This is a genomic window from Sinanaerobacter chloroacetimidivorans (assembly GCF_018128545.1).
Classification (GTDB): domain Bacteria; phylum Bacillota; class Clostridia; order Peptostreptococcales; family Anaerovoracaceae; genus Sinanaerobacter; species Sinanaerobacter chloroacetimidivorans.
Genome location: NZ_JAGSND010000003.1, coordinates 154,704 through 169,395 on the forward strand (window position 1 = coordinate 154,704; position 14,692 = coordinate 169,395).

Below are 14,692 nucleotides of genomic sequence, written 5' to 3' on the forward strand. Positions count from 1 at the left end.
GAGCATTTCTGTTTAGAAAGGTGTGTGGAGATGAAATATTTGGTATTAGTCCCCGATGGGGCAGGTGATGAGGAAATCCACATGCTGGGAGATAAAACTCCCTTGCAGGTGGCTGAAATAGATACGATCAATCAGTTGGCACAGAAAGGCCTGGTAGGTATGGTGAGAACCATTCCGCCGGGAATTGCACCGGGCAGCGATGCAGCTAATCTTTCCGTAATGGGTTATGACCCTACGGTTTACCATACCGGGCGGTCTCCGCTGGAGGCGGTGAGCATGGGAATTTCCATGTCGGATACCGATGTGGCGTTCCGAACCAACCTGGTAACGCTGAAGGGTGAAGGCTCTTATGAGGATTTGGTGATTGCAGATCATAGCTCCGGCGATATTACCAGCGAGGAAGCGAAGGTCTTAATAGAAGCTGTCAATGCCAGGTTTGGAACAGATACGATACAGTTTTATCCGGGTGTCAGCTATCGTCATGCAATGATTGTAAAAAACGGAAATACAAACTATGAATTAACACCGCCTCATGATGTTCTGACACAAAGGGCGGGAGATCATCTCCCAAAGGGAGAAGGTTCCGACTTCATAACGAAAATGATGAGAGACAGCTATGCGCTCCTGTCTGAGCATCCGGTCAATAAGGAACGCGAAAAAAAGGGCTTGAACCCCGCCAACTCCATATGGATTTGGGGACAGGGGAAAAAGCCGAAGCTATCCTCTTTCTATGATAAATATAACATAAAGGGCACTGCCATTTCCGCAGTAGATCTTATTAAAGGAATCGCACTTTGTGCCGGCCTGCAATCCGTGGATGTGGAGGGTGCAACAGGTACGATTCATACAAATTTTGAAGGAAAAGCACAGGCTGCCATAGAAGAATATAAAAAGGGTCAGGATTTTGTGTATCTACATATCGAGGCACCGGACGAATGCTCCCATCAAGGTGATTTGGAGGGAAAAATAAAATCCATGGAGCTCATCGATAAAAAGGTTTTAAAACCTATTTTGGATTACCTGTACGGTACGGGAGAAGCCTTTCGTATCCTGATCGTTCCGGACCACAGAACTCCTATTAAAATCAGAACCCATTCTGCGGATCCGGTACCCTATGTGATTTACGACAGCGCTAAGGAAACCCCATCAGACAGCAATAAGACTTTTAGTGAATCAGCCGGCGAAAAAGGCAGGTTTTTTAACAGCGGTTACGAATTAGCGGATTTCTTTTTTGCATAATGATATGAGGATAAAATGAAAAAATTATTGATAACAATACTGTCAGTTTTGATTTTAGTAAATGCTGCGGCTGTTGTTTCTTTCGGAGCGGGCACACCTCCGGATCTTGTGGCGGAAACCGCAGTTTTAATCGATGCATCAACAGGCCAGATCTTATACGATAAAAATATGAACGATCAGCGGTATCCTGCCAGCACCACAAAAGTGATGACAGCTTTGTTGGCTTTGGAAAACCTGGATCTTTCTAAAACCGTAACCATTGATGCAGAAACTCCCTATACGGAAGGCAGCAGAATCTACCTTCTGGAAGGAGAACAGGTAACGGTAGAACAGCTCTTAAATGCCATGATGACCGAATCGGCAAATGACGCTGCCGTGGCTCTGGGGAAAGAAATTGCAGGCACCATCCCCGACTTTGCCAAAATGATGAATGAGAAAGCGAAGAAGCTGGGAGCGAAAAATACAAATTTTGTAAATCCCAACGGACTTCATGACGATGCCCATGTAACCACAGCCTATGATCTTGCCATGATAGCACAGGAAGCCATGAAGAATGAAAAATTCAGGGAACTGGTTCTGACCTACCGGTATATCATTCCCGCTACCAATAAGCAGGACATTCGATATTTATATAATACCAATCGTCTCATTTATGATGAAAGGACCAAGGTAAGCGCCAACGGTGTTTTACGGCCTGCCAAGTATGAAGGCGCTACCGGGATTAAAACCGGATATACCAGCCATGCGGGCGGATGCTTGATTGCCGGAGCGAAGCGGGGAGAAACGGAACTGATCTCTGTTGTAATGAAGTCAACAGACTCCGGAAGGTTTGGAGATTCCATTGCTTTACTGGATTACGGATTTGAAAACTATAAAAGTGCAAAGGCTATTGACGCAGGGACAGATCTCGGACAAATCAATGTGAGCAGAGGATCGGTAAGACAGGTGGGCGTAGTTGCTGCCCAAGATGGTTATGTCACTTTACCCATTGAAGCTTCCGCAGAGTTAATAAAGACGAAAGTACTTTTAGATGAAAAAGTCAAGGCTCCTGTGACCAAGGGTCAAAAGGTAGGAGTCGTTGAAATTTATGAAGGAGATTCATTGATTTCCAAGGTGGATGCCATCGCAGCAGGAGAAATTCCCGAAGGCGGAATCTTATCCATCGTCGGAATCCCGGATGATACCGCTCAGAAAATTGAGATCGGCTTTGCCATCGCTCTGATTGTATTTCTGTTATTGTCCTCTTCCTATATTCTGCTTCGCCGAAGACAAATGAAGCGAAGACGCAAGAGAAGGCTGGAAAGGGAATTGAAATATCAGCGGGAGCAGGATTTCAGAATGGATTTTAGAAATCACCACAATGATTACAGAAATGACTTTAAACGTTATTAAAAATAAAAGCCCGGTTTACTGCTCGCAATTCCCTCAGCTGCAAATTTCGAATTCTATTAAGAGGTACATTTACAGCTTCGAAGTCATTGCAATCAGCAAACCGGGCACTTTTATAATTTTATAACATAGGAATTATCCTCTTTTCATTTATCTTCTTATCTTCCGTAAAGCCTGGTCAATTTTTCCAGCCTGCCTGTAAGCTCTTGCGGCACCGCTTCCCAGGTCATTCTCCACCTCCAGTTGTTCCCTCCCAGGGTTGACGGGATATTCATTCTTGCTTCCGAGCCCAGTTCCAGCAAATCCTGCATGGGAATCACAGCAAGATTGGCGACGGAGGAGAGTGCACCGCGTATCATTCCCCAATGATACCCTTCTTCCTGATCCAACTTCAGGTATTCCTTTGCAAAGGCGGCAGCATCATCTCCGGCCTTGTCGAACCATCCCATCACCGTGTCATTATCATGGGTTCCCGTATAGACAACACAGTTTTTATCGTAATGATGGGGGAGGTGGTCATTGTCCCCGCAGGAATCAAAGGCGAAGCCTAAGACTTTCATGTTGGGGAACCCGCTTTTCTTTACAAACTCCCGAACGCTATCCGTCATCATTCCCAGATCTTCGGCAATAATTTTCACGTCTCCCAGAGCATTTTTTATGGTATCGATAAATTCCGAACCGGGTCCCGGTTTCCAGCTGCCGCAGGCAGCAGAGGGAGAACCGTAGGGCACTTCCCAATAGCTTTCCAAACCTCTGAAATGATCAATGCGTACCCAGTCATAAATGGTAAGCGCACTTTCCAAGCGCCGTATCCACCATTGGAAACCAGTGGCTTTGTTCTTTTCCCAGTCATAAACGGTGTTGCCCCAGTATTGTCCGTCCTCGGAAAAATAATCCGGAGGGCAGCCGGCTACGCATAACGGCGTCAGGTCCTGATCGTATTTAAAAATACCCGCTGAGGCATTTGCCCAGGTATCGGCACTGTCACCTGAGGTATAGATGGGGATATCGCCGATGATTTGGATTCCCTGTCGATGAATGTAGTCTTTTAGCGAATTCCATTGTTTATAGGCGATATACTGTAAAAATTGATGATACTTGATTTCTTCCCCATAGTTTTCACTGTAATAGGACATCGCCTCCGGAACCCTCTTCTTAATATCTTCTTCCCAGAACCGCCATTCCCGGAATTGAAAATGAGATTTCACAGCCATGAAAAGTGCATAGTCCGGCAGCCATTGCTGATGTAATTCCGTAAATATCCGGATGTCGGCAGACATACCGGCGGCGCCTGCGGCATAAGCTTTTCTAAGTACCGCGTCCTTGTTTACAGAAATTAAATTATAGTCAACCTTTGATAAGTCATCTCCAAAGTTGATGAACTGATAATCTTCAGGTTGTAATAGTCCTTCTTCACAGAGCAGGTCGAGATCAATGAAATGAGGGTTGATTGCAAAAGCGGAAGGGGACTGATAGGGGGAATCCCCGTAACTTGTGGGCCCAAGGGGAAGTATTTGCCAGTATTGCTGTCTGGCTTCCCTTAAAAAATCGGCAAAGGCACGGGCTTCTCGCCCAAAGGTTCCGATTCCGTATTTTCCCGGCAGGGAACTAATATGCATTAAAACACCGGAGCTTCGATTCATGGTTTCCTCCAAATTGACTTTATCTATATTATTATTAAGCATTATAACCGATTTGTTCCGGATTTTCAAAGCGATCTGACAATATTCAAGATGTTGTTGCAAAAGCAACGATGTCAAACGATCACACCCGATATAATAAAATCAGATTAGGTCATCCGTTTTGTTATTGCAGCGGATTAACCGATAAAGGAACGAGATTCATTTAAAACAAAATTCCTATAAAGTAGATGATGATAAAAGGAGGGGTTTGCTATGGGCATGTTTTGCTATCAGTGTCAGGAGACTGCGAGAGGCACAGGCTGTGAATTCGGCGGTGTCTGCGGAAAAAGTGAGGAGCTTGCGGATCTGCAGGACCTGTTGATCTATACGGTGAAAGGCATTTCGGATATCGTTGTAAAGGGCAAAATGGATGTAGGACTACTGAGGGATGTCAATCACGAGGTCCTGAAATGCCTCTTTATGACCATAACCAATGCCAACTTTGACGATGATATCATCATTCAAAAGATCAAAGAGATGATTTCCATAAGGGATCACTTAAGAGAGGAAATAAGAGAAAAAGCTTTGGAGGAAGACCTTCATGATGCGGCTACCTTTGAGGTGAAGTCCATGAACGATTTGGTTTTCAAGGCATCCTATGCAGGGGTGATGGCGAAAGAAAATGAAGATATCAGATCGCTGAGGCAATTGATTACCTTTGGAATCAAGGGACTGGCAGCTTATACACATCATGCGCGAAATCTGGGAAAAGAAAAGGATGCGCTTTACGCCTTCATCTATGAAGCGCTGGCGGGAACACTAAACGATATGCTTTCAGCGGAAGAGCTTATCGCGCTTACCATGAAGACCGGGCAGTTCGGCGTTACGGCCATGGCGCTCCTTGACGAAGGAAACACTTCAAAATACGGCAATCCGGAGATCACTGAGGTATCCATCGGTGTGCGAGAAAACCCCGGAATCCTGGTCTCAGGCCATGACCTCACCGACCTTGAGCAGCTGCTGGAACAGACTCAAGGTACCGGAATCGATGTCTACACACACAGTGAAATGCTGCCGGCACATTATTACCCTGCATTTAAAAAGTACGGCAATTTTGCAGGAAACTACGGAAATGCATGGTGGAAGCAGACAGAGGAGTTTGTCACCTTCAAGGGTCCCATTCTGTTTACCACCAACTGTATTGTCCCGCCCGATGACGAAGAAGTAAGATCCAGAATCTTTACGACGGGAGCGTCGGGATACCCGGGCTGCATCCATATCGAAGCCGACGATTCGGGCAGAAAGGATTTTTCAAAGATCATCGAGATGGCCAAAACACTGGAAGCTCCTACAGAAATTGAAACAGGAAAGATCGTCGGTGGATTTGCACACGAGCAAGTCTTCACGCTGGCTGATAAGGTTGTGGAAGCTGTAAAATCCGGAGCTATCAGGAAGTTCTTTGTCATGGCAGGATGTGACGGAAGAATGAAGTCCAGGGAGTATTATACACAATTTGCCCAAAGGCTCCCAAGAGACACCGTGATCCTTACTGCAGGCTGTGCAAAATTTCGATACAACAAGCTGGATCTGGGAGATATCGGCGGTATTCCAAGAGTTCTTGATGCAGGACAGTGCAATGACTCCTATTCATTGGCACTGATTGCATTAAAACTGAAGGAAATCTTTGAACTGAACGATATCAACGACCTTCCCATCGCATATAACATAGCCTGGTATGAGCAGAAGGCCGTCATCGTATTGCTGGCCCTTCTCTATCTGGGCGTGAAAAATATTCACCTTGGGCCGACACTTCCGGCCTTCCTGTCACCCAACGTGGCAAAGATCCTCGTTGATACCTTCGGAATCGCGGGAATCGGAACTGTTGATGAAGACATCGAAATGTTCCTGGGAGTATCAATTTGAGGGTATCAATAAATATAAGAGCATCAATATAAAGAGGCAAGCCTTGTTAGGGCTTGCCTTTTCGATTTTGTACCAGAATCAGTTTTATTAGTTTTTATTTGTTAAATCAAGTTTTATTAGTTTTTAGAAGATAACTCGTTAAAATTATACTTCATTCCTCTTGAATGATAATGGGTATGCAGCAGCTCATGAGATTTGTGACCCAGAGGTTCTCCTAAATAATCCTCATATAATTTCAGAACATCAGGATTTTTATGAGATTTTCTCAGCGGAAGATCCTGATCTATCTTATAGATGGATTCTATTCTCTTGGCTTTTACATCCAATGTGGATTTAATCGGCTGGCCGCCGCCGCCGATACAGCCTCCCGGACATGCCATGACTTCAATAAAGGTATAAGGGGATTCTCCCTTTTCAATCTGCTTCAGAAGTACTTTCGCATTGCCGAGGCCATGGGCAACCGCAATCTTCAAATCCAGGCCGTTAATATGTACTGTGCTTTCCTTGATTCCTTCAAGGCCGCGAACATCGGTAAAGTTCAAAGACGGAAGCCCCTTGCCGGTTAGAATTTCATAAGCGGTACGAAGAGCAGCTTCCATAACACCGCCGGTGGCACCAAATATTGCGCCGGCACCGGTACCGATGCCAAATGGATTGTCAAACTGATCTTCCTCCAGACCGGCGAATTCAATACCCGCTGACTGAATCATCCGGGCGAGTTCTCTTGTGGTTAGAACAGCGTCCACTTCCTGAACACCGTTTGTTACCATTTCAGGGCGCTGAGCCTCAAACTTTTTCGCCGTACATGGCATAATGGATACGGTATAGATATTCTTCGGATCGATTCCCATCATTTCCGCATAGTAGGATTTGGAAAGGGCTCCAAACATCTGCTGCGGAGATTTGCAGGAGGAAAGATGATCCAGAAGATGATCATAACGGCCTTCTATAAAATTGATCCAGCCTGGCGAGCAGGAAGTAATCATAGGAAGCGTACCACCCTCAGTGATTCTCTTGATTAATTCAGTCCCCTCTTCCATAATGGTTAAGTCTGCCGTAAAATTGGTATCAAAAATTTTATCAAAACCCAATCTTCTCAAAGCAGCTACCATTTTACCGGTAACGATGGTTCCTTTTGGAAGATCAAAAGCATCACCCAGAGCTACCCTTACTGCAGGAGCAACCTGTACGATGACATGCTTGCTTGGGTCATAAATGGCATCCCAGATCTTCGCCGTATCATCCTTTTCAACGATGGCTCCAACGGGACAGACTGCCGCACATTGTCCGCAGAATACACAGAAGGTTTCTTCCAGCGGCATTTCATAAGCAGGCGTGATATTGTAGTGAACCGACCGATGGGAATGGGTCAGTACATGAACTTCCTGGCCTTTCTGGCAGGCTTCTACACAACGGTTGCATTTTACACATTTTGCAGAATCTCTGACAAGAGAAGGATTGGTATTATCAAGAGGAAGCGCATCTACGTTTTCCTCCAAGTTTGTTTTGGAAATATTGAAACGCTGGCAGAGAGCTTGCAGCTCACAGTTTCCGTTTCTTAAACATTTCAGGCAGTTTTGGTCATGATTGGCTAAAATCAATTCCAAGACTCCCTTTTGCATATCCCTTACTTTTTTTGTATTTGTCTGTACATCCATTCCTTCGAAAACAAAGGAGGAGCAGGCAGGGGTAAGCTTCTTGCTCCCTGAAACCTCCACTACGCAGAGTCTGCAGTTTGCTTTGATGGCCTGATCAGGATGATAGCAGAGATGGGGGATGTTGATGTTTACTTTTTTTGCTGCTTCCAGAATGGTGGTACCTTCTGGAACAATCAAATCAATATTATCTATTTTTATCTTAACATTTTTCATTTGCAGCCACCTCCATTAATCCAAATTCCTCAGGGAAATACTTAATCGCAGAAAGTAAAGCACTTTGCGCAGTTTCTCCTAAACCACAAAAAGCACAATTACTCATGATGTTTGCAAAACGTTCTGCAGTGTGAAGGTCATCCGGTTTCGGACATCCTTTTACAAAACGGTCCATAATTTTTGCGATCTGCCTGTTTCCCTCACGACATGGAGTACATTTACCGCAGCTTTCGTGAATGAAAAAGTCCTGTATGGATTTTAGAAAATCGATAACTCTGGTGCGATCATCCACAACAAGAATTCCGCCGGAACCTACAACAAGGCCTACTTTTGCCAGGTCGTCGTAGGTAAAAGGGGTATCAATAATGGAAGCGGGACCGATTTTGCCGGAAGCACCGCCAAGCTGGAATAATTTCAGCTCGTGGTCATCGGAAATTCCGCCGCCGATATCGTAAATGATTTCCCTCAATGTAATGCCAAAGGGGATTTCATATGCTCCGGGCTTTTTCACATTGCCCGCGAGACTGATGATCTTTGTACCAGGAGAGCTTGGAGTGCCATAACGCATATAATCTTCTACTCCGTGTTGAATAAAAGCGGCTGCGATGGCCAAGGTTTCTACGTTGTTTACCAGTGTTGGAAGCTGAAATAGTCCACACTCTTTGATAAAAGGCGGTTTGATTCTCGGTCTGCCGCTTTTGCCTTCGATGGATTCGATCAAAGTGGAGCCTTCTCCGCAAACGTAGGCACCAGCCCCGGAATAAAGGTGAATATGGAAGCTGAACCCGGTTCCCAGTATGTTATCCCCAAGATAACCTCTTTCCATGCTTTCCGTGATTGCATTTTTGATAAGCGGCCTTAAATGACGATACTCTTCTCTGAGATAGATGTATCCGTTTTGAGCCCCTACCGTATAACCAGCTATGATCATACCCTCAATCAGACGGAAAGGATCCTTTGACAGGATGCTTCTGTCTTTGAAAGTGCATGGCTCGCCTTCATCGGCATTACAGATGACGACTTTCTGGTCACCTGGAACCGAAGCTGCCTGAGCCCACTTTCTTCCCATATCGTATGCTGCTCCTCCTCTGCCTCTTACGGATGCAGTTTTGGCTAAATCAATGATTTCACTGGAGGACATTGCCAGTGCCTTTTTTACTGCGGAAAAGCCGTCGATGGAGAGATAAGAGTCGATAGAATTCGGATCATATTTTCCAAAATTCTCTGTAATAAAACGAACTGTTTTTGTCATCGTAAATCATCCTCCTATTGAAACTGGTCAAGAACAGTCTTGACACTCTCTTGCGTGGTGAGATGACCAAATACTTTTCCGTTGATTCTCATGGCAGGAGAAATATCGCATGCACCGAAGCATGGTGTATATTCCAGCCAATATTTGCCATCAGCAGTAGCTTCCAGCTCGTTGATTCCCAACAGGTCTTTAATGGTATCTCGGAGAATGGTGTTTCCGGTGACTTTGCAGACCACGCTGTCACATAATTGAATGACATAGTCTGCTCTTGGAACATCAGATAGGGCGGCATAGAAAGAAATGACATCGTAGATCTTACTCAGCGGCATATTCATCTTTTCACTGACATAAGAGGCTACTTCTCTTGGTATGTACTGCTTTGGTACAATGTCCTGGATATCCAGGAGGATACCAACCAGTTTCGTTGAGTTGCTTTGGTAATTTGTAATGATAGTGTCAATCTTCAAAGCTAAATCTTCTGTCAGGACGCCAAAGCTTTTGGTGTTTTTACTATTCATTATAAGTTACTCCTTTCAGTCCTTGCATTTCTACTTTAATGCAAACTAAGACTTCATTCACACCTTCATATTATACTAAGCGCCCTATTTTGTCTATTAAATTGTCTCTAAATTAACAAAAAATTGCTATTAATTTAACGTTAATTTTTTAACTAAATATTCGAAATATTTAGAATATTTTAAGTAATCCCATTCCGGTAAGTTTCCAATATCGAGTCGGCAAAATCAAAGTCAAAAGTTTGATTTTGTATCCTGGATTTTTCGCAGTATTGGAAAGAAAACTGCCTGCGATAATCCGAAGGGGGGCTTTGGAACCATCGCTTGAATTGTGTGCAGAAGTGTTTGCAATTTGCGAATCTTTTTATCTGATTTCCTGCCGGTGGAAGATATCATAGCTGTCCGTTTTATTTCTACTGTAGGTATAATATTGAAACTGGTCTGTTAAAAAAGACAGCAAACTTTTTACCAACTCCTCGATAGACACCTCATTCGTATTTTTTTCGTTATGCAGATCATAAATTCTTGTCATTAAAAATCTCAAATATCGCAATTCCTCAGTAAGGCGGTCCCGGTTGATAAAGGAGTCGCAAATAAAATAAGTCACATCCAATTTTCTGAAAAACTTCTTGTAATAATCCAGATCAATTTGAATGGTAAGTATTATGTTTTTTTCGCTGATAGCGGATATTTTATGGGGATCCTTTGCATTGAAAATATAAACGTCACCAAAGGAGAGTTTATGACTCATGCCGAATCGGAAATACTGATCGAACCGTCAACAACACAAATGATTTCAATGACGTTGGTATGCATATGAAAGGGGTATTGAACGATGCTTTCCAGACTTACCCTGACCCTGGACTGCAATTTATAACCTACAGCTTCCTGAAACAAAATATCACCTCCCAGTCTTCGGCCCATTATGGTCCCTACGACCATTGAACTCCCTGTCCCCAGGCGGTGATTCTGCCCGGAAGCACAGAGGAGGTACAGCAGATTATTCGGATCTGCAACAAATATGATATTCACTTCAAGGCGGCATCAACCTTCTGGGCCGCAATGGGCTTTATCAGCTCCGACTATTCGATTCAGATGGACATGAAGCGGATGGCAAAGATTGAAATCGACCCAAAGAATATGATCGCTGTGGTGGAGCCCTATGCCATCGGTGCCGTCGTACAGGCGGAGGCGATGAAGTATGGGTTAAATTGCAATATGGCCGGCGTAGGCTGCAGCAGCTCGACTCTGGCCGGAACGGCCGGATGGGTCGGCTTCGGCCCCGGCTGTCTTCCCACGAGAGGGGACGCTCCGGCATATAAAATTGACGGGCTGGACAATGTAAAATGCTATACTCTCTGTTTCCCGGACTGGGACGCATATGCCAAGAGCTTCCAACTGTTTCACGAGACCGATGTAATCTATCTGGGGCACAGGCAGTTCAATATGTTCGGCCGGGATATCAAGACGGCCATGATCAAGATTCTCACTGACCCGGAAAAACAGTTCTGTGACATACCGTCGCTTATGGCGGATCTCTATCTGAAAGAGCAGAACGATAAGATGCGCATCGACTATCAGATCATTCTTGACGGGTTCACACCGGGGGATCTTGAATACAAGGAAGCGGTGGTGGATGAGGTCCTCAGAATCACCGGCGGCTGGAAATCAGAATTGATGAACGAACCTGACATCAATGACTGGGTGAAGCTGTATCTGTTGCGTCTCGGCCACAAGAATCTGAACTACACCCTTTGTGTTTCCTACGAAGGTAACTTCGGGATGTCTTCCAACGTGTTTGTAACAACCAAATTGATGGAAGAAGCTGCGGCGCTAAAAGACAAGCTGACGAAAGCCGGCACAGGCGTTGCCGACACTGGTGGCGATTCGAATATGGGAAGCATGTCTATCCTCGGCGGCGGAGGCATGACCGGATGGGAGTTCTTTGTCTTCTTTGATAACCATGAAAGAGATACCATCAGGCAGGCCAGAGAGCTCATCGACGAAACCCAGAAATGGATGTTTGAAAAAGGGCTTGGAGTGGATATGGGACGTTGGAATGCTGACGCCAGGAGACCGGATGCTTATGACTACACCCAGGAAGAGCACGACGCCATGTATCAGAACCTTCCTCAGCCATTGGTTCCCGAATACCAGTGGAAGGTGAGAGAAGCCTTTAATCCGAAGCATCTCACCGGAATCTATTACCGGACAAAAACACCGTACATAAACAGGGCTTGAGGGTTGAACACACCTGAAGGCTGGACGGGCTTGACAACAGTACGGAAAGCGGTATAATTCAGATATGGAAATAAAAGCAAGAGAAGCTGTGCTGATCAGCAGAATATTGTATAATGTTTACAGCATTGACGATCATCGAGAAATGCGAAAGACATTCCTCGATTTGATTCCCAATCTCGTACAATGCAGTAAAGCCTCGTTCTATCTTGGAGCCGCTGATGACGATCATTTTATGGATCGGCCCGTTGGGTATTGCATGAGCGATGAGCTCCTTGATAGTTACCTTGCTTATGATAAATATGATTATATGAATACCGTGTTTCTGAATTCCGTAACGGAGGTATACAGAGAGAGTGACTATTTTGTCGACGAGGTGAGAAATCAAAGCCCCTATTTCAAGGATTTGATTGAACCAAACGATATGTATTATTCCGTGCAGATGACTCTCTATGCCTCGAAAATTCTGCTAGGTGTTGTCACCTTGTTTAGAGGAAAGAATGATCCTGATTTTAGCGATCATGATCTCTTTTTGTTAAGGCTCATGAAAGATCATCTGGCCCTGCGGCTTTCCCGAAATGAAAACGCAAGCAACCAAACAACGCAAGGCCCTGATCAGAGGCTTCTCCGGCTCTATGAGTCATACAACCTGACTGCGAGGGAGATAGAAGTCCTGCAGCTCATGCTGGAACGCTATTCAAATGATGAAATGGCCGACCATTTACACGTCAGCCATTTCACCATTCAAAAACATGTGTCCAACATTTATAAAAAGCTGAATATAAACTGTAAAAGTCAGCTTTTTAAACTATGTTCCGACTAGTAAAATGACGGCGTCAGTCCTTGGTTGACGCCGTCATTCAATTTCATTTGTCGATTAAAGATCGGAATATACGACCTTTCCGTTTACAATTGTGAGGCTCGCCTTACAATCCTTGATCTCCTCTTCAGGGATGTCAAACAAGTTTCTGTCGATCACCGTCACGTCTGCAAGCTTACCTACCTCAAGGGTCCCCAGCTCATCCTCCCTGTTATGGGAATAGGCGCTTCCGTAGGTATATGCCCTCAGGGCTTCGGCTACCGTTATTTTTTCCTGAGGATTGACTCCGGTGTCTGCTCCATCTAAGTCCTTTCGCGTGACTGCGGTATAGATATTCTCGTAAGGATTCAATCCGCTTACGGGAGAATCTGAACCAAAGGCAAGATTTAACCCCATGTCGATCATAGAGCGGAAGGGCCATTCATATTCGCACCGTTCCATGCCGATCCGGTCAATTTTCTCATTGGCATCCAAAGGCAGGTGGACCGGCTGAACGGAAGCAGTGACGTTCAGCTGACGGAATCTCGGAATATCGTTGTAATGGATGCTTTCAATATGCTCTATGGAATTTCGGCACTGCATATAATTCGGATTTACGTTTTTGGAATGTTCAAAGATATCCAATCCTTTTCTAACTGCATAATCCCCGATGCAATGAATTTTAATCCCGAAGCCTGCCTGGTTTGCTTCCACAATGCAGTGATCGAAGATTGTCTCGTCATAGTTCATGCGTCCTTCCGTCTCAGGCTTATCACGATAAGGCTCGATGAGACATGCAGAGTATGTAGAGGTAACTCCATCAAAGAACTGTTTCAATCCCGGGATTTTTACCATATCACTGCTGTAGTTTCTGCGCATGGCCTTCTGGAGAGACAGATCGCCGGTGATGCCCAGGCTTGGATAGACATTGGCTCGAATTGTCAGTTTGCCCTTTCTTTCCATCAATTTGATTTTCTTCAGATCCTGAGAATCCCCACTAAGGACGGTGCATTCTGCCACGTCCGTAAAGGAAGTCAGTCCCTGCTTCGCAAGCTCGTTTAGGAGATTCATCTGCATGTCTTCAGAAATATCATCGGGGAAATCGTAAAACTGGTTAAAACAAGGGGCCATGAGCTCCAGCTCGGAAAGAATACCGTTTGGCTCTTCATCCTCTCCCAGCCCCAGATATCCAAAGGAATACTCCATATCCTTGGTAATATTACAAATCTTCAGAGCCTTCGTATTGCACCAGAATGTGTGGCAATCTGCCATCAGGAGATATACGGAAATGTCCGGAAACACAGCATCAAGACTTTCCTTGGAGGGCAGGGCATGAGGAACCTTGCTTTCTGTCCAGTTGATAGGGAACCACCCAAAACCGATGAGCTTATCAAGGTTTGGATTTTTCTCCCGGAAGTCCTTCATCAGCTCCACGCATTCTTCTTCCGACTTGGTATCTACCAGGTTGCAGCAGTATTTGCTCAATATGGTTGCGGAAAGAAGGTAATGCATATGGGTTTCGGAAAGACCCGGAACGATGAGCCTGCTTCCAAGCTCAAAGACTTTTGTTTCATCCTGAATCCAGCTGGCAGGGACCTCCTCCCTACCGACGTAAACGATGTTTTTGCCGGCAATGGCCATGGAGCCTTTGAACGGCTGCCCTTCAAGGCCGGTAAAGATCGCGTCGCTCTTTAAGATGATATCTGCTTTCATACTTCATTCTCCCTTTGCTTGATAATTTTCCGGCGTAAACTACGCTTAGTGGATGTGCAATCCCCGATAGCTAATTCAAATATACAATTCTATTTCCTTCAATTCAATTATTATATTGCGGTTATTTTTAA

The 14,692-nt window shown here is 44.9% G+C and carries 12 protein-coding genes; 5 read left to right on the forward strand and 7 right to left on the reverse strand.

The window, feature by feature from the left end:
- The first annotated feature begins 30 nt into the window (after positions 1–30).
- Positions 31–1,239: a cofactor-independent phosphoglycerate mutase gene (locus KCX82_RS06140; protein ID WP_227017567.1), complete on the forward strand. Its 1,209-nt coding sequence runs from the start codon at positions 31–33 to the stop codon at positions 1,237–1,239.
- A gap of 15 nt (positions 1,240–1,254) precedes the next feature.
- A complete protein-coding gene (locus KCX82_RS06145) occupies positions 1,255–2,631 on the forward strand; it encodes a D-alanyl-D-alanine carboxypeptidase family protein (RefSeq protein ID WP_227017568.1) in 1,377 nt (458 codons plus the stop codon).
- A 155-nt stretch (positions 2,632–2,786) separates the two neighbouring features.
- On the opposite strand, the gene malQ is transcribed toward KCX82_RS06145, so the two are convergent.
- Complete coding sequence (gene malQ / locus KCX82_RS06150; RefSeq protein ID WP_227017569.1) at positions 2,787–4,313, reverse strand: 4-alpha-glucanotransferase; 1,527 nt, start codon at positions 4,311–4,313, stop codon at positions 2,787–2,789.
- 210 nt (positions 4,314–4,523) lie between these two features.
- Here malQ and hcp point away from each other — a divergent pair, with 210 nt between their 5' ends.
- Positions 4,524–6,173: a hydroxylamine reductase gene (gene hcp, locus KCX82_RS06155; RefSeq protein WP_227017570.1), complete on the forward strand. Its 1,650-nt coding sequence runs from the start codon at positions 4,524–4,526 to the stop codon at positions 6,171–6,173.
- Between the two features lie 116 nt (positions 6,174–6,289).
- On the opposite strand, the gene KCX82_RS06160 is transcribed toward hcp, so the two are convergent.
- The 5 genes from KCX82_RS06160 to KCX82_RS06180 all read right to left on the reverse strand — a co-directional run bounded on the left by KCX82_RS06160 (position 6,290) and on the right by KCX82_RS06180 (position 10,843).
- Positions 6,290–8,044 (reverse strand): NADH-dependent [FeFe] hydrogenase, group A6, encoded by a 1,755-nt coding sequence (locus tag KCX82_RS06160; protein ID WP_227017571.1) that lies wholly within the window; start codon positions 8,042–8,044, stop codon positions 6,290–6,292.
- On the reverse strand, positions 8,031–9,296 hold the full coding sequence (locus tag KCX82_RS06165; protein WP_227017572.1) for a complex I 51 kDa subunit family protein: 1,266 nt from the start codon (positions 9,294–9,296) through the stop codon (positions 8,031–8,033). Before KCX82_RS06165 ends, KCX82_RS06160 begins: the two co-directional genes overlap by 14 nt.
- A 14-nt stretch (positions 9,297–9,310) precedes the next feature.
- Positions 9,311–9,814, reverse strand: a complete 504-nt coding sequence (locus KCX82_RS06170) for an NADH-quinone oxidoreductase subunit NuoE family protein (protein ID WP_227017573.1) — start codon at positions 9,812–9,814, stop codon at positions 9,311–9,313.
- A 361-nt stretch (positions 9,815–10,175) separates the two neighbouring features.
- Positions 10,176–10,562: a hypothetical protein gene (locus tag KCX82_RS06175; protein ID WP_227017574.1), complete on the reverse strand. Its 387-nt coding sequence runs from the start codon at positions 10,560–10,562 to the stop codon at positions 10,176–10,178.
- On the reverse strand, positions 10,559–10,843 hold the full coding sequence (locus KCX82_RS06180) for a hypothetical protein (RefSeq protein ID WP_227017826.1): 285 nt from the start codon (positions 10,841–10,843) through the stop codon (positions 10,559–10,561). The genes KCX82_RS06175 and KCX82_RS06180 overlap by 4 nt, the downstream gene beginning before the upstream one ends.
- On the opposite strand from KCX82_RS06180, the gene KCX82_RS06185 reads away from it, so the two are divergent.
- Together KCX82_RS06185 and KCX82_RS06190 are read left to right on the forward strand one after the other, a co-directional pair.
- The gene (locus tag KCX82_RS06185) at positions 10,775–12,052 is read left to right on the forward strand and encodes an FAD-binding oxidoreductase (RefSeq protein ID WP_227017575.1); all 1,278 of its coding nucleotides are present in this window, start codon (positions 10,775–10,777) and stop codon (positions 12,050–12,052) included. The genes KCX82_RS06180 and KCX82_RS06185 overlap by 69 nt on opposite strands.
- A 64-nt stretch (positions 12,053–12,116) precedes the next feature.
- A complete protein-coding gene (locus KCX82_RS06190) occupies positions 12,117–12,872 on the forward strand; it encodes a helix-turn-helix transcriptional regulator (RefSeq protein WP_227017576.1) in 756 nt (251 codons plus the stop codon).
- Positions 12,873–12,926: 54 nt separating this feature from the next.
- On the opposite strand, the gene KCX82_RS06195 is transcribed toward KCX82_RS06190, so the two are convergent.
- On the reverse strand, positions 12,927–14,561 hold the full coding sequence (locus tag KCX82_RS06195) for an amidohydrolase (protein WP_227017577.1): 1,635 nt from the start codon (positions 14,559–14,561) through the stop codon (positions 12,927–12,929).
- Between the last annotated feature and the right edge of the window lie 131 nt (positions 14,562–14,692).